Genomic DNA, 16,500 nt, shown 5'->3' on the forward strand with positions numbered 1-16,500 from the left:
TTCATTCCAACCGACACTAACCATACAGATGGAAAGGTTAATGTCGGTTTTTGTTAAGCGGGTTACAGAAAATCCACGGCAAACAGGGAGATTAGACCAGTAAATTGCTGCTAATTGTAATGAATTGGCTATAATCTTGGTCGATTTGGAAAAATTTGCAGTTTTTTTACAAAAAGCTCGTGCCGATTTTTCGTATTTTTGGGATTATGCTGGTTCCACTCACGATAAAGGAAGATAGCGTCAACATGTCTGCAAAGTCACGAATTCTGGTCCTGAACGGCCCAAATATTAACCTACTGGGTTTGCGTGAGCCGGGTCATTACGGTCACCACACTTTGCCGCAAATCGTCGAGACGCTGACACAACAGGCGCAAACTGCAGGCATCGAGCTCGAACACCTGCAATCGAATCGTGAGTATGAATTGATTGAAGCCATCCATGCCGCACACGGCAACGTCGACTTCATCATCATCAATCCAGCGGCTTTTACTCACACCAGTGTTGCGCTACGTGATGCGCTACTGGGTGTTGCCATCCCTTTTATTGAAGTGCACCTCTCCAACGTACACGCTCGTGAGCCGTTCCGACATCACTCTTATTTGTCGGACAAAGCGGTCGGCGTGATTTGTGGCTTAGGGGCGCAAGGCTATGAATTCGCTCTGTCGGCAGCCATTGCTCGTCTGCAGGCAAAGTAAACCCAACACTCTGCAACCCTTTAGGGTTGTCTTACTCACAAGATAAAAGAGAAAGAAAAGATGGATATTCGTAAAATCAAAAAGCTTATCGAACTAGTTGAAGAATCTGGCATTGCTGAGCTAGAAATCTCTGAAGGCGAAGAGTCGGTACGCATCAGTCGTCACGGTCAAATGATGGCAGCGCCTGCTCCAATGCACTACGCTGCGGCACCTGTAGCGCAACCTGCGCCAGTTGCAGCAGCACCTGTCGCAACCGCAGAAGCAGCTCCAGCTGCAGCGGCAGTACCAGCAGGCCACCAAGTTCTTTCTCCAATGGTCGGTACTTTCTACCGCTCTCCAAGTCCAGATGCGAAAGCATTCATCGAAGTGGGCCAATCTGTGACTGCAGGTCAAACACTGTGCATCGTTGAAGCGATGAAGATGATGAACCAAATCGAAGCAGACAAATCTGGCGTGGTAACAGCAATTCTTGTTGAAGACGGCCAGCCTGTTGAGTTTGACCAACCACTTGTAGTTATCGAATAAGCGGAGTTCGCTATGCTAGATAAAGTAGTCATCGCGAACCGAGGTGAAATCGCACTTCGTATCCTTCGCGCGTGTAAAGAACTCGGCATCAAAACCGTTGCCGTGCACTCCACCGCCGATCGCGATCTAAAACACGTACTGCTGGCAGATGAAACTGTGTGTATCGGTCCTGCTCGTGGTATCGACAGCTATCTGAACATTCCTCGCATTATTTCAGCAGCAGAAGTGACTGGCGCGGTGGCGATCCACCCAGGTTACGGTTTCTTGTCTGAAAACGCAGACTTTGCTGAACAAGTAGAACGTAGCGGTTTCATCTTTGTGGGTCCAAAAGCGGACACCATCCGCATGATGGGTGACAAAGTATCGGCTATCACTGCAATGAAAAAAGCGGGCGTTCCATGTGTACCTGGTTCTGATGGTCCACTTGATAACGACGAAGTGAAAAACCGAGCACACGCGAAACGTATTGGTTACCCAGTGATCATCAAAGCCTCTGGTGGCGGTGGTGGTCGTGGTATGCGTGTGGTTCGTAAAGAAGCAGACCTCGTTCAAGCGATTGCCATGACGCGTGCAGAAGCAAAAGCAGCATTCAACAACGACATGGTTTACATGGAGAAATTCCTAGAAAACCCACGTCACGTTGAAGTTCAAGTGATTGCAGATGGCCAAGGCAACGCTATTCACCTAGGTGAGCGTGACTGTTCAATGCAGCGTCGTCACCAAAAAGTTGTTGAAGAAGCACCAGCTCCAGGTATCACTGAAGAGATGCGCAAGTACATCGGTGAACGTTGTACTCGTGCTTGTGTGGAAATCGGCTACCGCGGTGCAGGTACATTCGAGTTCCTCTACGAAAACGGTGAGTTCTACTTCATTGAAATGAACACCCGTATTCAGGTTGAGCACCCAGTGACTGAAATGGTGACTGGTGTTGACCTAATCAAAGAACAGCTGCGCGTTGCGGCGGGTCAGCCTCTGTCATTCACGCAGAATGACATTAAGATCCGTGGCCATGCGATTGAATGTCGTATCAACGCGGAAGACCCAGAGCGCTTCCTGCCATCTCCAGGTAAGATTGAACGCTTCCACGCACCAGGTGGTATGGGCGTTCGTTGGGAATCGCACATCTACAGCGGCTACACAGTGCCACCGCACTACGACTCAATGATCGGTAAACTGATCACTTACGGTGAAAACCGTGACGTTGCGATTGCACGTATGAAGAATGCCCTAGGTGAGATGTTCATTGAAGGCATCAAGACCAACATTCCGCTGCAAGTGAGCATCATGAACGATGAAAACTTCCAGCACGGTGGTGCCAACATCCACTACCTAGAGAAAAAACTCGGCCTTCAGCACTAAGCGCAGCGCACTGGTTACCATGCCCACTTCGGTGGGCATTTTTCATTGAGCGGATTTTTTCGTTTGCAGGGAAAGTCTGCTAAACTCTGCGCCAAATTTAAACATTAAGAGTATGCACTCATGCCTTGGATTCAAATCAAACTCAATGCGACCAACGAAAACGCTGAGCTTATCGGCGATATGCTTATGGAAGAGACTGGCGCGCTATCGGTGACTTTCTTAGATGCGCACGATACCCCTGTCTTCGAGCCACTGCCTGGTGAAACGCGTCTTTGGGGTGATACGGATGTCCTGGCACTGTACGACGCAGAGGCGGACACTCAGCTCATCATGTCGCAAATCAAAGCAAGCAACATGCTGGCTGAAGGCTTTGCTTACAAAATTGAGCAGCTAGAAGACAAAGATTGGGAACGTGAGTGGATGGACAACTTCCACCCAATGAAATTTGGTCAGCGTTTGTGGATCTGCCCAAGCTGGCGTGACATTCCCGATCCCACCGCAGTGAACGTGATGCTGGATCCTGGCCTTGCGTTTGGTACGGGTACTCACCCAACCACAGCACTGTGTCTTGAATGGCTAGAGGGTCTTGATCTTTCGGGTAAAACCGTTATCGATTTTGGTTGTGGCTCTGGCATCTTGGCGATCGCAGCGATCAAACTGGGTGCAGAAAAAGTCATCGGGATCGACATTGATCCTCAAGCACTTCTCGCTTCGAAAGACAACGCCCAACGTAATGGCGTTGCCGAGCAACTGGATGTTTATCTGCCTCAAGATCAACCGGAAGGTCTGCTTGCTGACGTCGTTGTCGCGAATATTTTGGCGGCACCACTGCGTGAGCTTTCTTCGATCATCAAGGGTCTTGTCAAACCAAATGGCCAATTAGCGATGTCGGGCGTGTTGGATACCCAAGCAGAAGATGTGGCCAACTATTACCGTGATGAGCTTCACATTGATCCAATCGTTGAGCAAAGTGAATGGTGTCGCATCTCTGGTCGCAAGCAAGGCTAGACAAGACTTTCAGGGGTAATTGTTTGAAATTCATACAAATTGCAAAAACAATTTGTCAATGCTCAAATATTAGTCTTTTCACGCAGAAAAAAAATGCGTAAAATGCGCGCCCTTGCTGGTATGAAGCTGTGACGACGTTTTGAAGATCGGAAATTATCAACTTAAGAACAAACTAATCGTAGCGCCGATGGCCGGAGTAACGGATAGACCGTTTCGAGAGTTGTGCCTTCGTTATGGTGCGGGAATGGCCGTCAGTGAAATGATGTCCTCTAATCCGCAGCTATGGAAAACGTCGAAGTCGAAGCAACGCATGGTGCATGAAGGCGAATCGGGCATTCGCTCTGTACAAATCGCGGGCAGCGATCCACAGCTGATGGCAGATGCCGCGCAATTCAGTGTTGAAAATGGTGCGCAAATCATCGATATCAACATGGGTTGCCCAGCAAAAAAAGTGAATAAAAAGCTGGCGGGTTCCGCGCTGCTCAAATACCCGGACATTATCGAACAGATTTTGAAAGCGGTGGTTGACGCAGTGAACGTTCCTGTAACGTTGAAAACCCGCACAGGCTGGGATACAGAAAATAAAAACTGTATTCACATCGCTAAATTAGCCGAAGACTGCGGCATACAAGCTCTTGCTCTGCATGGCAGAACCAAAGCCTGTATGTACAAAGGTGAGGCCGAATACGACAGCATTAAAGCCGTTAAACAGGCAGTTTCCATTCCGGTTATCGCAAACGGTGATATCGATAGCCCGGAAAAAGCCAAGTATGTACTGGAGTACACCGGCGCAGACGCTTTAATGATTGGACGCCCTGCCCAGGGTCGTCCTTGGATTTTCCAGGAAATCCATCACTATTTGGAAAACGGCACCACAATGCCTGAACTTCCGATTGAGGAAGTGAAAAGCATTATGCTCGGTCATGTTCAGGCTCTCCATGAGTTTTATGGTGAGTATTTAGGCCCTCGCATCGCGCGTAAGCACGTGGGTTGGTATCTAAAAGAACATGAGCAAGCAAGTGAGTTTCGCCGTACCTTCAACGCTATCGACGCAGCGATGCTGCAACTTGAAGCGCTCGAAGGTTATTTTGATAACGTTGCATCATAATTAAGAGAAGAGCTAGACCGAATATGTTCGAACAAAATCTGACTTCAGAAGCTTTAACAGTAACTACCGTAACATCACAAGATCAAATCACGCAAAAGCCACTACGTGATTCTGTTAAAGCGTCTCTTAAAAACTACTTGGCTCAACTAAACGGTCAAGAAGTGACTGAACTTTATGAATTAGTTCTAGCTGAAGTTGAACAGCCACTACTAGATACCATCATGCAGTACACTCGCGGTAACCAAACTCGCGCAGCAACCATGATGGGCATCAACCGCGGTACTCTTCGTAAGAAACTGAAAAAATACGGCATGAACTAATCCCTGATTAGTTTGATCGCTTTCAAACCGCCCGCTGGAGTTTCCCGCGGGCGGTTTTCTTTTATCGGTTCTTATGCCCTCTTTTCTACGCAGTAGCACATTTATCCTGTAACGCTACCCAACCTTTGCTTTAAAACCGTAATCACTTTCAAATCTCGCCTTTCGTCGCATATACGAAGCTGTTATCAATTTGTTACATTGAAAAAACAATAGCAATCAACAAATGTTTCCCAACCCTTCAAGGAGTGATTGGTATGGTCGGTTCTAGCTTGCGCGTCATTAACATCAAACAGCGACTTTATGTACTCACGTTCGTGATTACATCACTATTGCTGCTTCCATTTATCGCTCTGCTCTACGCCTATCAAAGTGATTTGATGGAAGCCAAGCAGGTCAAAACACGCCATTTGGTCGAAGCGGCCGTGAGTTTGCAGCAGCACTATTATCAGCAAGAACAAGCCGGGCGCTTGTCTCGCGAAGGGGCGCAAACGCAAGCCAAGGCGGCCATTAGCCAGCTGCGCTATGAAAAAGAAGATTACTTTTGGATTAACGATGATCAGCCCAATATGATCATGCACCCGATGAAACCGCAACTGAACGGCAAGAGTTTAAGCGCAGTGAAAGATCCGACAGGCAAGGCGCTGTTTGTTGAAATGGTTTCGGTGGCAAAAACATCCGGGGCTGGCTTTGTCCATTACATGTGGCCAAAACCGGGTTCGGACGTTGATGTGGAAAAAGTCTCTTATGTGCAAATGTTCCAGCCTTGGGGCTGGATTACCGGCAGTGGCGTTTATATCGATGATGTCGACGCGCTGGTGTGGCAACGTGTTCGCGCCTCCCTTCTCCAGTTGAGCCTTACAGGCGCAGTGATGTTGTTACTGGCTGGATGGATAGCTAACAGCATTACTCAGCCATGTCGAGCGACGCAGCGCGCTTTAGAGGATATTGCACAAGGTGATGGCGACCTGACCAAGCAACTGCCTGCCGACGGCCAAGATGAGTTAGCGCAAATCGCTCGTGCGTTTAACCAATTCACCAGCAAGATCCGCCTCATCGTACAAGGCATTGCCCCTGTCACACGTGATGTCACCGGCTCTGCCTCTGAGCTGACCCAAGTAGCGAGAAATGCACTCGAAAAAGCCACCGCCCAGCAGCACTCGGTCGATTCCGTTGCCAGTGCCATGAAGCAACTGCACGACAGCAATATGCAAGTGGCCGATTCGGCTCAAGAGGCAGCCAGTGCAGCGCAGACTGCCTCAGAGAAAGGCAAAGAAGGCAGTGCCATCATTGAAAAAGCCTCTGGCTACATGCATGCCTTGTCACACACCGTGACCCAAACAGAGCTCAATGTGCAAGAGCTAGCCAAAGAAACCCAAAAAGTAGGCTCAGTGTTGGAAGTTATCCGGGGTGTGGCCGAGCAGACCAATTTACTTGCGCTCAACGCTGCAATAGAAGCCGCACGAGCGGGTGAGCAAGGCCGTGGCTTTGCGGTGGTCGCTGACGAAGTACGCACATTGGCTACGCGCACCAGCAGCAGTACCGATGAAATTCAACACATCATCGCGCAGTTGCAACAACGCGCCAACGATGTCTGTTCATCGATGGAGCAAACACAGCGTCAATCCACCGAAACCCAACAACAAGCCAGCTTGGCACAGCAAGCCCTAAGTGATATCGATGCGCAAATTGCTGTGATTCTGCAGCTCAACCAGCACATTGCTCGTGCCAGCGGAGAGCAAACGTCCGCCACTGAGCTCATCAACCACAATCTGCTGCAAATTGTCGATCACAGTGAGCAGACGGCAGCACAAGCCAATCAAGTCGCTGCGGCGAGCGAGCAGTTGATGGCTAGCGGTAACCAATTGCAAGTCAACTTTGCTGCGTTCAAGGTGTAACGCCAATCAGAGAGAGCAAGCTTACGATCGGCTTAGGTCATTAATGGCCTAAGCCGCCTGTTATTCTAAAGCAGCAAGAATGGAACAGTGACTGGCATTGTCTTCCACATGGCCACAGCACGCGTCGTTAATTTTTTTCAGTGCCCGACGAATTTTGTTTAATTCGGCAATTTTCTCATCGATGAGTGCCAACTTAGCAGAAGTGATCGCTTTCACCTCGGCGCAACTGTGTTCTGTTGCTTCGAGTTTGATCTCCAGCAGCTCTTTGATCTCTTCCAAACTCAAACCGAGTTCTTTGGCTTTTAGAATGAACCCCACCTGCTTCTGGTTTTCATAATTGTAAAGACGGTAGCCGGATTCACTGCGACCAGCTGGCTTGATCAGGGCATTTTTTTCATAAAAGCGCAGCGTATCCGCGCTCACACCACAACGTTTCGCCAATTCACCTATCTGAAACATAACTTTCCTTATTAACTATCTCGTTACTTTTTCTCTTAAAGTTCGAGTTTTTTGCAATTATTTTTGAGATGCCAAACGATTGCGCGAGCTTTTATGTAATAAATTGGTTAGAATACGCGCCATCAAATGAGGGAGACTGTCTTCTTACCAGAAAAGCGAGACAAAGGTCTTTTCCAAAACTGGCCAATATTTTACCCCAAGAGGTAAAAACAAGTTCATTTTTGGCAAATATCTTTAGTTTAACTCCGTGAATTTGAGGAAATTGGAAGCATGAACAACGCTCGTCCTATTCGCCGTGCGCTTATCAGCGTATCAGACAAAACCGGTATTGTTGAGTTTGCGCAAGCTCTTGCTGAGCGCGGTGTCGATATCTTATCGACTGGCGGTACTGCTCGTTTACTTGCAGAGCAAGGCATCGCAGTCACTGAAGTCTCTGACTACACTGGTTTCCCAGAAATGATGGACGGTCGCGTTAAAACGCTTCACCCGAAAGTTCACGGTGGTGTGCTCGGCCGTCGTGGCCAAGACGATGAGGTCATGGCAAAACACGGCATTAACCCGATCGACATGGTGGTGGTTAACCTCTACCCATTCGCAGAAACTGTCGCCAAAGAAGGCTGCACACTGGCTGACGCGGTTGAAAACATCGACATCGGTGGCCCAACTATGGTTCGTTCTGCGGCGAAAAACCATAAAGACGTGACTATCGTTGTCAACGCTTCAGACTACCATCGCGTCATCACAGAAATGGACGCCAACGACACATCGCTTACTCTAGAAACGCGTTTCGACCTCGCTATCGCAGCCTTTGAACACACCGCTGCTTACGACGGCATGATCGCGAACTACTTCGGCACTATGGTTCCTTCATACGGAGAGAACAAAGAAGGCGATGAAGAGAGCAAATTCCCGCGCACTTTCAACCAGCAGTTCATCAAAAAACAAGACATGCGCTACGGTGAGAACAGCCACCAAGCAGCCGCTTTCTATGTTGAAGCCAACCCACAAGAAGCATCGGTTGCTACCACACGCCAAATCCAAGGCAAAGCCCTTTCTTACAACAACATCGCAGACACTGACGCAGCGCTTGAGTGTGTGAAAGAGTTTAATGAGCCAGCTTGTGTCATTGTTAAGCACGCTAACCCATGTGGCGTAGCGCTAGGTAAAGACATCCTAGAGGCGTACAACCGCGCTTACCAAACCGATCCGACATCCGCATTCGGTGGCATCATCGCCTTCAACCAAGAGCTAGACGCGGAAACGGCCACAGCGATCGTTGAGCGCCAATTTGTTGAAGTCATCATTGCCCCTTCTGTATCAGCTGAAGCGATGGAAGTGGTAGCGGCGAAGAAAAACGTTCGTCTGCTTGAGTGTGGCGAGTGGACAACGAAGACAACAGGCTTTGATGTGAAACGCGTGAACGGCGGCCTACTGGTTCAAGATCGCGACCAAGGCATGGTCAGCCTCGATGACCTTAAAGTCGTCTCTAAGCGCCAGCCAACTGAAGAAGAACTCAAAGACGCGTTATTCTGCTGGAAAGTCGCCAAGTACGTAAAATCGAACGCGATTGTTTACTCTAAAGGCGATATGACTATTGGTGTGGGCGCTGGCCAAATGAGCCGCGTCTACTCAGCGAAGATTGCTGGCATTAAAGCGGCAGACGAAGGCCTACAAGTTGAAGGTTGCGTCATGGCCTCTGATGCCTTCTTCCCATTCCGTGACGGCATTGATGCAGCAGCAGAAGCTGGCATTAAATGTGTAATTCAGCCTGGTGGTTCGATGCGTGATGACGAAGTGATTGCCGCCGCAGATGAACACGGTATGGCGATGATTTTTACGGGCATGCGCCACTTCCGCCACTAATTTTTATCAGAGGTGCCTTATCAGGCACCTCTTTTTGCAAGATTTGAGGATGATGAGATGAATGTATTGATAATTGGTTCCGGTGGTCGTGAACACGCACTAGGTTGGAAAGCCGCGCAAAACCCAAATGTAGAGACAATCTTCGTCGCGCCGGGTAACGCTGGTACCGCACTTGAGCCTAAGCTAGAAAACGTCAACATCGCCGTTGAAGACATTGCCGGTTTAGTGGCGTTTGCTAAAGAGAAAGCCATTGAGCTGACCATTGTTGGCCCTGAAGTACCACTCGTACTGGGTGTCGTTGATGCGTTTTATGAAGCAGGCCTGCCAATTTTTGGCCCTACCCAAGCGGCTGCGCAACTTGAAGGCTCTAAAGCATTTACCAAAGACTTCCTTGCTCGTCACCAAATCCCGACGGCGGCGTACGCAAACTTTACGGACATCGAGCCAGCACTGGCGTACGTGCGTGAACAAGGCGCGCCAATCGTGGTGAAAGCAGATGGCCTTGCAGCAGGTAAAGGCGTGATTGTCGCGATGACGCTGGAAGAAGCGGAAGAAGCAATCAAAGACATGCTCGCAGGCAACGCCTTTGGCGAGGCAGGCAGCCGCGTGGTGATCGAAGAGTTCCTGGATGGCGAAGAAGCCAGCTTCATCGTGATGGTGGATGGTGAGAACGTATTGCCGATGGCCACCAGCCAAGACCACAAACGTGTCGGCGATAAAGACACCGGTCCAAACACCGGCGGTATGGGGGCTTACTCACCCGCACCAGTGGTGACACCAGAGATCCATAACCGTGTTATGCAAGAAGTGATCTTTCCGACCGTGCGTGGTATGGCCGCCGAAGGTAACCCATACACGGGCTTCCTCTATGCCGGCTTGATGATTGACAAAGATGGCACACCAAAAGTGATCGAGTACAACTGCCGCTTTGGTGACCCAGAGACGCAACCTATCATGATGCGCATGGAATCGGATCTTGTGGAATTGTGCCTCGCGGCCATCGACAAGAAACTGGATCAAGTCGAGTCCAAGTGGGACCCTCGCGCATCGATTGGTATCGTGCTTGCAGCGGGTGGTTACCCAGCAGCGTACAACAAGGGTGATGTGATCTCTGGCCTACCTCAAGTTGAGATTGAAGGCGAGAAGGTCTTCCACGCTGGTACTGAAAATAAAGAGGGCGATATCGTCACAAACGGTGGTCGTGTTCTGTGTGCCACCGCTCTGGGCAATAGCGTATCAGAAGCGCAGCAACGCGCGTACGAACTAGCAAAACAGATCCGTTGGGAAGGCATGTTCTATCGCAACGATATTGGCTACCGTGCTATCGCTCGCGAGCAGCAGAAATAACAACGGCGTTAGTTGGCTAACACAAAAAAAGGCGCATGATGCGCCTTTTTCTTTCGTCAGTAAACCACGTTACTCTTCGATAAGTACTGGCTTCTCAATGCAATCTTTATCGTCATCATCCATCAAAAGCAAGGTATCGACTTCTAAACGACGAGTCGATTTTTTGCCTAAAAACGCCACGTAACTATCCACACTCGCAAGTCGGTTAACCACAAAACCCGGGAGCGTTTTGTTGAACTCAAGTGAGGTATACTCTTCTCCGCCACAAGTTTCAAACGTTTCGCCATCCCAGTAACCTTGCACCAACTCCAAACCTTCTCGAGATTGCAGCTTGGTCTCTTTGACTAACGCTTCCGCTTCATAGCGGTAACGCTGCAGCTGCTCCTGCTGGATGGGTAGCACTTTGCCATTTAAACGATACTGTTGATAAACCGCATCACCTTCAACATTAAAACGAACGTGGATTCGATAAGGCACCAAACCAAGCTTACCATCAAGCTGTTCACCTTCTCGAATCAACTCTCGCAACGCGCCTTCATCCCATCGGTAATCACTCTGATACCAACCGTAATCACCAGAAAAAACGTAATCGGCCGCCTTGTGAGGCCCAGTAAGCTTATCCGTGACCCAATAAAAACTCGTCGCATCGCCCATCGTCTGGCCACCAGAGAAATGAGTGAACTGTTCAAGATTTGGTCTTGGTGCTGAAGAACAACCAGCAAGGATTAGGAGGGCAGTCAGGGAGAGAAGTCGTTTTTTCATGATGTCAGGCAATTAAAAAAGGCACCGGAGAGAATCTCCGGTGCAGAGCAATTAGTTTACTGATTCTTTCAGCGCTTTACCTGCTACGAATGCAGGAACGTTTGCTGCAGCGATTTGGATCTCGTCACCCGTTTTTGGGTTACGGCCAGTACGCGCTGCACGGTGGTTTACTTTGAATGTACCAAAACCAATTAGTTGAACCTGGTCACCCTCTTTTAGTGCATCAGTCACACCGTTAAGAGTTGCTTCAAGAGCAGCTTTTGCTTGTGCTTTAGATAGGTCTGCTTTCTCTGCGATAAAGTCGATTAATTGGGTCTTGTTCATTAGGTTTCCCTTCTCATAGGTTATCGAATTCGTTTCACTCTAAAGCATAAAGCCTATGTCTGGCAAAGGTTTGTCGTCAATCTTTCGCTTTAGTGCCTTACTTTTAACCGTTTTCTGAGTAATAACTCACAAATTGTTACCGAATAACCATACAAAGAGCTTGGATTTCACGGCCGAAGCACCTATTTACAAGGAGTCTACGACCATTAGATAATGCACTTTGTCTCAGTGTAGACGTGAACTCGTGACTTCTTCAAGGGCAACTATGCTACTGCTTACTTTCTATATTTCGATTGCTATTGGTATTTCTTTCATCTGTTCTGTGCTGGAGGCGGTACTACTGAGCATCAGCCCAAGCTATATTGCGCAGCTCAGACAGCAAGGTCATCCTGCTGCTGAACCGCTGACGAAGCTTAAAGCAGACATCGATCGTCCGCTGGCTTCTATCCTCACATTAAACACCATCGCTCACACCATTGGTGCTGCGACAGCGGGTGCGCAAGCGGCAGTGGTTTTCGGCAGCGAATGGTTGGGGGTATTTTCTGGTGTCCTAACGCTCGGTATTCTTGTGCTCTCGGAGATTGTCCCGAAAACCATTGGTGCCACATACTGGCGACAACTAGCGCCTTCGGCAGCCACGACATTGCGTTGGATGGTGTGGGCTTTGACCCCCTTTGTTTGGTTCTCAGAGCAAATCACCAAGCGCTTGGCACGCAATCAAGAACTGCCCAAAATGCGTGATGAGCTATCAGCGATGGCGATCTTAGCACGCGAAAGCGGTGAGTTTGCCGAAGGTGAGTCGAAGATCCTAAGTAATCTACTAGGCATTCAAGATGTACCGGTAACGCAGGTGATGACACCTCGCCCTGTAGTTTTTCGAGTGGATGCCACCACCACGATTAACGAGTTTCTCGCTGAGCACAAAGAGACACCATTCTCTCGCCCTCTGGTTTACAGCGAGCAGAAAGACAACATCATTGGTTTTGTCCACCGCTTAGAGCTGTTCAAACTGCAGCAATCGGGGGAAGGTGAAAAACAGCTAGGGGCGGTAATGCGACCCATTCATGTCATCATGAACACACTCGCTTTGCCCAAAGCCTTTGACCAGATGATGGCAAAACGCTTGCAGCTTTCTATCGTGGTGGATGAGTATGGCACCGTACAGGGCTTAGTCACGCTCGAAGATATCTTCGAATACTTGCTGGGTGAAGAGATCATCGACGAAGCCGACAAGAGCCAGGACATGCAAGAACTCGCTTACCAACGCTGGGAGCGTTGGAAAAATAAGCACGGCATGATTGAAAGCCGTGACGACGATGAGGATCAAGTAAGCAACGACAAGGCTAAGTCGTAGATTGGACAGGTGTCAAAACAACAAAAGGCTCGTTCGGAGCCTTTTGTGTTTCTATCGCTAGAGCGTAATGCCAATGTTGCTGATTGGGTCATCTCTCAGCTCTTGTCTCAAGTCTTTAATCAAATCGATATCGCGCTCTTGAGCTTCACGCAAAGGACGGAAAATTGCCCACTGCACATCCCACTCAGAACACACCGCTTCGTTCGCTTTCTGGTTTTCATTGGTGATCGCTTCACTGCCTTGAGCTTGCTCTAAATCCACCACGGTTTGCACCGACTGCTGACTGATTTTAATCATAGAGTCAAACAAGTAGTCACGATCAAGCAAACCGTGCAGTAAGGTGGAGAGAGATTGACACGCATCCATCGCCGGGTAAACCGCATAGAGCTCGAACTCTTCTGCGCTCGGAAAAAGCTCTTCCAACTTCTCAAGTTGACGCTCAAAATTCACCTTAGCGTTTTTCACCGTGAGAATTTCCCATACACTGTCTAAAATGTTGCGATAACCGCGTGGGTCTGCAAAGGCTGTATTTTCGCAAAACAGCGCGTAGTTTGGGTACATACGCTCACATAAGCAGGCCATAAAGGTTATTTGTTGCCAAGGTTCCAGTTTCTCTAAACGAACCTGCAGGGGATTCTGTAGCATAATCACTCAATCATTGCGGAAAAAGACAGCGGAAGTGTACTTGATTCGCCACAGGGAAAAAAGTTAATGCATCAGTCAAATCACAAGATTTTCATTGATACCGAGGATAATGCAGCTTATCAGCAGTTGCTCAATGACCAAGCCCTACCCAATTTGACCATTACGCAATACCGAGAAGAAGCGAATATTATTCTCGCCGCCCCACCCAAAATCGCACCACAGCTCTCAGAATGCCACCAGCTCGAATGGTTACAGTCTACCTATGCTGGCGTGAATGCACTGATGCAACCTCAGTTACGACGGGATTACAAGCTGACCAATGTCCGTGGTATTTTTGGCCCCTTGATCGCGGAATACGTCATCGGCTACGCCATTCAACACTATCGCCACTTGGCCCGCTATGCGGAGCAGCAACAGCAACGTCTCTGGCAACCGCATCCCTACTCTTCCCTAGAGGGCAAAACGATCACCATCTTAGGTACTGGGAGCATAGGGAATCACCTTGCGCATGCCTGCTCAGCGATGGGGTTACACACCATTGGCGTCAATCGCACAGGCATTCCGCCAAACGGTAGCCATTTTCAGCAAACCTATCACATCAATGAGCTGGCAGCGGCCTTGAAGCGAGCGCACATCGTAGTCAACACTCTGCCTAGCACAGAACATACTCACCATTTGTTGAACCAAGCGAGCCTAAGCCACTGTCGTCATGCTCTATTATTTAATGTTGGACGTGGGGACGTCATTGACAATGCGGCACTACTTTTGGCGATTAAAAATCACTGGGTCGAACATGCATTCTTAGATGTATTTGAACAAGAACCCCTCGTCACCGATCATCCATTTTGGGGGCTCAAACAAATCACTATCACGCCGCATATTGCCGCGCTGAGCTTTCCTGAGAAAGTGATGGCGCTGTTTGCTGAAAATTACCATCGTTGGCTTGAAGGGTACCCGCTCAACCATCAAGTCAGCTTCACCAAAGGGTATTGAGGCATGCCACTTGAGCCGCTGTTAACTCAAATACGAGCTTGCCAAGTGTGTGCCTCCGCCTTGCCGCTCGGTGCGAACCCTGTGGTTCAAGCTCACTCAGAGGCGAAGATTTTGATCATCGGACAAGCGCCAGGGACCAAAGCCCACCACACTTCCATTCCGTGGAATGATGCCAGTGGCAATCGCTTAAGAGCGTGGTTAGACATTGAAAAGCAGACTTTTTATGACCCAAAACAGATCGCCATCATGCCGATGGGATTTTGCTATCCCGGACGAGGGCAATCTGGCGATCTTCCGCCACGAAAAGAGTGCGCACCACTGTGGCATGAGGCCTTACTGAAACACTTACCCAATATCGAACTGACACTGTTGATTGGTCAATATGCACAAAACCGTTATCTGTCGAACAAACCAAAAACACTGACTGAAACAGTACAAAATTGGCAAGCTTGGCTACCCGATTACCTGCCAATTCCTCATCCCTCACCAAGGAACACACTGTGGTTGAGAAAGAATCCTTGGTTTGAAGAACAAACCGTGCCCTACCTTCGCCAACAAGTGCATCAGCTACTCTCCCCGAGCAAGGTTGAGATCTAAAAAGCATTGAGATCATGGCAACCCAAAAGCACCTTTCGCTGTACACCGCTGAGGTAGAAGCGAAAAACAAAAACCAGCCGAAGCTGGTTTTTAATGGCTAACAGAGAGTGCTTTTTATTGGTGGTATGGCTTAGAAAGCTCGTGAACCGCCTCAACAAAGACACCTGCGTTTTCTGGTGGAACGTCAAGATGGATACCGTGACCCAAGTTGAACACGTGTCCAGTACCACCATGGCCAAATCCTTCTAGGATAGAGGCCACTTCTTCACGAATGCGATCGTGAGAAGCGTAGAGCATCGATGGATCCATATTGCCTTGCAGGGCCACTTTGTCACCGACACGCGCTTTTGCGTCTGCAATGTTGATGGTCCAATCAAGACCTACGGCATCACAACCCGTAGCCGCAATCTGCTCTAACCACATGCCACCATTCTTCGTAAAGAGCGTCACGGGTACGCGGCGGCCATCGTTTTCACGAATCAGGCCATCCACAATCTTATGCATGTATTGCAATGAGAAGAGGTTGTAGTCTCGCGGCGTCAACACGCCACCCCATGTATCAAATACCATCACTGATTGCGCACCTGCTTTAATTTGTGCGTTTAGGTATTCGATAACGCTGTCTGCTAGCTTATCAAGAAGTAGGTGCAGAGTGTGTGGTTCTGCGTACATCATTTTCTTGATCTTAGTGAAGGCTTTTGAGCTGCCGCCTTCAACCATGTAAGTGGCGAGTGTCCACGGGCTACCAGAAAAGCCAATCAGCGGTACGTCACCGTTCAAGTCTTTGCGGATTTGACGCACAGCGTTCATAACATATTGCAGCTCACCTTCTGGATCCGGCACGCCGATTTTTTCGACGTCTGCTTTGCATGTGATTGGGTTATCGAAGATTGGGCCTTCACCTGTTGAGAAGCGCAGACCCAATCCCATCGCATCTGGGATAGTCAGGATATCAGAGAACAGAATGGCGGCATCCAGCGGAAAGCGGCGAAGTGGTTGAAGAGTCACTTCAGACGCAAGCTCTGCATTTTTACACAAAGACATGAAATCGCCCGCTTGAGCACGCGTTGCTTTGTATTCTGGTAGGTAACGACCTGCCTGACGCATCATCCATACCGGTGTGCAATCGACTGGCTGTTTAAGAAGAGCACGCAGATAACGATCATTTTTTAATTCAGTCATTCCGAAATTCCAGTTGTTAGGCTTTTTATAAGAGCGACATTCTAACACCGATTTCGTGCAAAAT

General features: G+C 48.9%; 17 protein-coding genes. 12 read left to right on the forward strand and 5 right to left on the reverse strand.

The window, feature by feature from the left end; translation table 11 throughout:
- Positions 1-245: 245 nt before the first annotated feature.
- The 7 genes from aroQ to FC652_RS09000 all read left to right on the forward strand — a co-directional run bounded on the left by aroQ (position 246) and on the right by FC652_RS09000 (position 6,910).
- Positions 246-695 carry a type II 3-dehydroquinate dehydratase gene (aroQ, locus tag FC652_RS08970; RefSeq protein ID WP_176298309.1) on the forward strand — a complete coding sequence of 150 codons (450 nt, stop codon included), beginning with the start codon at positions 246-248 and terminating at the stop codon, positions 693-695.
- Between the two features lie 60 nt (positions 696-755).
- A complete protein-coding gene (gene accB / locus FC652_RS08975) occupies positions 756-1,220 on the forward strand; it encodes an acetyl-CoA carboxylase biotin carboxyl carrier protein (protein ID WP_011079221.1) in 465 nt (154 codons plus the stop codon).
- A 12-nt stretch (positions 1,221-1,232) separates the two neighbouring features.
- A complete protein-coding gene (accC, locus tag FC652_RS08980) occupies positions 1,233-2,579 on the forward strand; it encodes an acetyl-CoA carboxylase biotin carboxylase subunit (RefSeq protein ID WP_080609396.1) in 1,347 nt (448 codons plus the stop codon).
- A gap of 120 nt (positions 2,580-2,699) precedes the next feature.
- A complete protein-coding gene (gene prmA, locus FC652_RS08985; RefSeq protein WP_103154621.1) occupies positions 2,700-3,587 on the forward strand; it encodes a 50S ribosomal protein L11 methyltransferase in 888 nt (295 codons plus the stop codon).
- Between the two features lie 139 nt (positions 3,588-3,726).
- Positions 3,727-4,695, forward strand: a complete 969-nt coding sequence (gene dusB / locus FC652_RS08990) for a tRNA dihydrouridine synthase DusB (protein WP_176298310.1) — start codon at positions 3,727-3,729, stop codon at positions 4,693-4,695.
- A gap of 23 nt (positions 4,696-4,718) precedes the next feature.
- Positions 4,719-5,015, forward strand: a complete 297-nt coding sequence (gene fis / locus FC652_RS08995) for a DNA-binding transcriptional regulator Fis (RefSeq protein WP_000462885.1) — start codon at positions 4,719-4,721, stop codon at positions 5,013-5,015.
- 254 nt (positions 5,016-5,269) lie between these two features.
- Positions 5,270-6,910, forward strand: a complete 1,641-nt coding sequence (locus FC652_RS09000) for a methyl-accepting chemotaxis protein (protein ID WP_176298311.1) — start codon at positions 5,270-5,272, stop codon at positions 6,908-6,910.
- Between the two features lie 60 nt (positions 6,911-6,970).
- On the opposite strand, the gene zntR is transcribed toward FC652_RS09000, so the two are convergent.
- On the reverse strand, positions 6,971-7,369 hold the full coding sequence (gene zntR / locus FC652_RS09005; protein ID WP_011079216.1) for a Zn(2+)-responsive transcriptional regulator: 399 nt from the start codon (positions 7,367-7,369) through the stop codon (positions 6,971-6,973).
- A gap of 270 nt (positions 7,370-7,639) precedes the next feature.
- On the opposite strand from zntR, the gene purH reads away from it, so the two are divergent.
- Both purH and purD read left to right on the forward strand, forming a co-directional pair.
- Positions 7,640-9,232, forward strand: a complete 1,593-nt coding sequence (purH, locus tag FC652_RS09010) for a bifunctional phosphoribosylaminoimidazolecarboxamide formyltransferase/IMP cyclohydrolase (protein WP_176298312.1) — start codon at positions 7,640-7,642, stop codon at positions 9,230-9,232.
- A 57-nt stretch (positions 9,233-9,289) separates the two neighbouring features.
- Positions 9,290-10,579, forward strand: a complete 1,290-nt coding sequence (gene purD / locus FC652_RS09015) for a phosphoribosylamine--glycine ligase (protein WP_176298313.1) — start codon at positions 9,290-9,292, stop codon at positions 10,577-10,579.
- A 69-nt stretch (positions 10,580-10,648) separates the two neighbouring features.
- On the opposite strand, the gene FC652_RS09020 is transcribed toward purD, so the two are convergent.
- Together FC652_RS09020 and hupA are read right to left on the reverse strand one after the other, a co-directional pair.
- Complete coding sequence (locus FC652_RS09020; protein WP_176298314.1) at positions 10,649-11,341, reverse strand: DUF1481 domain-containing protein; 693 nt, start codon at positions 11,339-11,341, stop codon at positions 10,649-10,651.
- Between the two features lie 51 nt (positions 11,342-11,392).
- Complete coding sequence (gene hupA / locus FC652_RS09025) at positions 11,393-11,665, reverse strand: nucleoid-associated protein HU-alpha (protein ID WP_011079212.1); 273 nt, start codon at positions 11,663-11,665, stop codon at positions 11,393-11,395.
- A 265-nt stretch (positions 11,666-11,930) separates the two neighbouring features.
- On the opposite strand from hupA, the gene FC652_RS09030 reads away from it, so the two are divergent.
- Positions 11,931-13,019 carry a CNNM domain-containing protein gene (locus FC652_RS09030; RefSeq protein WP_176298315.1) on the forward strand — a complete coding sequence of 363 codons (1,089 nt, stop codon included), beginning with the start codon at positions 11,931-11,933 and terminating at the stop codon, positions 13,017-13,019.
- A gap of 57 nt (positions 13,020-13,076) precedes the next feature.
- Here FC652_RS09030 and FC652_RS09035 read toward each other — a convergent pair whose 3' ends face one another.
- Positions 13,077-13,664 carry a YjaG family protein gene (locus FC652_RS09035; RefSeq protein ID WP_176298316.1) on the reverse strand — a complete coding sequence of 196 codons (588 nt, stop codon included), beginning with the start codon at positions 13,662-13,664 and terminating at the stop codon, positions 13,077-13,079.
- Between the two features lie 66 nt (positions 13,665-13,730).
- On the opposite strand from FC652_RS09035, the gene FC652_RS09040 reads away from it, so the two are divergent.
- Complete coding sequence (locus FC652_RS09040) at positions 13,731-14,657, forward strand: D-2-hydroxyacid dehydrogenase (protein ID WP_176298317.1); 927 nt, start codon at positions 13,731-13,733, stop codon at positions 14,655-14,657.
- A gap of 3 nt (positions 14,658-14,660) precedes the next feature.
- Complete coding sequence (locus tag FC652_RS09045; protein WP_176298318.1) at positions 14,661-15,254, forward strand: uracil-DNA glycosylase family protein; 594 nt, start codon at positions 14,661-14,663, stop codon at positions 15,252-15,254.
- Between the two features lie 114 nt (positions 15,255-15,368).
- Here the strand turns inward: FC652_RS09045 and hemE are convergent, their stop codons facing one another.
- Positions 15,369-16,436, reverse strand: coding sequence for a uroporphyrinogen decarboxylase (gene hemE, locus FC652_RS09050; RefSeq protein ID WP_176298319.1), 1,068 nt, complete (start codon positions 16,434-16,436; stop codon positions 15,369-15,371).
- Positions 16,437-16,500: the final 64 nt, after the last annotated feature.

Origin of the sequence: Vibrio sp. 05-20-BW147 (assembly GCF_013369385.1) — a bacterium.
In the GTDB taxonomy this organism is placed as follows: Bacteria; Pseudomonadota; Gammaproteobacteria; order Enterobacterales; family Vibrionaceae; genus Vibrio; species Vibrio floridensis.

Excerpts from the sequence above, each read along its gene's own strand:
- purH (WP_176298312.1), top strand. The coding sequence starts at position 7,640 with ATGAACAACGCTCGTCCTATTCGCCGTGCGCTTATCAGCGTATCAGAC.
- aroQ (WP_176298309.1), top strand. The coding sequence starts at position 246 with ATGTCTGCAAAGTCACGAATTCTGGTCCTGAACGGCCCAAATATTAAC.
- FC652_RS09030 (WP_176298315.1), top strand. The coding sequence starts at position 11,931 with ATGCTACTGCTTACTTTCTATATTTCGATTGCTATTGGTATTTCTTTC.
- hemE (WP_176298319.1), bottom strand. The coding sequence starts at position 16,436 with ATGACTGAATTAAAAAATGATCGTTATCTGCGTGCTCTTCTTAAACAG.
- accB (WP_011079221.1), top strand. The coding sequence starts at position 756 with ATGGATATTCGTAAAATCAAAAAGCTTATCGAACTAGTTGAAGAATCT.
- FC652_RS09000 (WP_176298311.1), top strand. The coding sequence starts at position 5,270 with ATGGTCGGTTCTAGCTTGCGCGTCATTAACATCAAACAGCGACTTTAT.
- FC652_RS09040 (WP_176298317.1), top strand. The coding sequence starts at position 13,731 with ATGCATCAGTCAAATCACAAGATTTTCATTGATACCGAGGATAATGCA.
- zntR (WP_011079216.1), bottom strand. The coding sequence starts at position 7,369 with ATGTTTCAGATAGGTGAATTGGCGAAACGTTGTGGTGTGAGCGCGGAT.
- FC652_RS09035 (WP_176298316.1), bottom strand. The coding sequence starts at position 13,664 with ATGCTACAGAATCCCCTGCAGGTTCGTTTAGAGAAACTGGAACCTTGG.
- FC652_RS09020 (WP_176298314.1), bottom strand. The coding sequence starts at position 11,341 with ATGAAAAAACGACTTCTCTCCCTGACTGCCCTCCTAATCCTTGCTGGT.
- fis (WP_000462885.1), top strand. The coding sequence starts at position 4,719 with ATGTTCGAACAAAATCTGACTTCAGAAGCTTTAACAGTAACTACCGTA.
- hupA (WP_011079212.1), bottom strand. The coding sequence starts at position 11,665 with ATGAACAAGACCCAATTAATCGACTTTATCGCAGAGAAAGCAGACCTA.
- prmA (WP_103154621.1), top strand. The coding sequence starts at position 2,700 with ATGCCTTGGATTCAAATCAAACTCAATGCGACCAACGAAAACGCTGAG.
- FC652_RS09045 (WP_176298318.1), top strand. The coding sequence starts at position 14,661 with ATGCCACTTGAGCCGCTGTTAACTCAAATACGAGCTTGCCAAGTGTGT.
- purD (WP_176298313.1), top strand. The coding sequence starts at position 9,290 with ATGAATGTATTGATAATTGGTTCCGGTGGTCGTGAACACGCACTAGGT.
- accC (WP_080609396.1), top strand. The coding sequence starts at position 1,233 with ATGCTAGATAAAGTAGTCATCGCGAACCGAGGTGAAATCGCACTTCGT.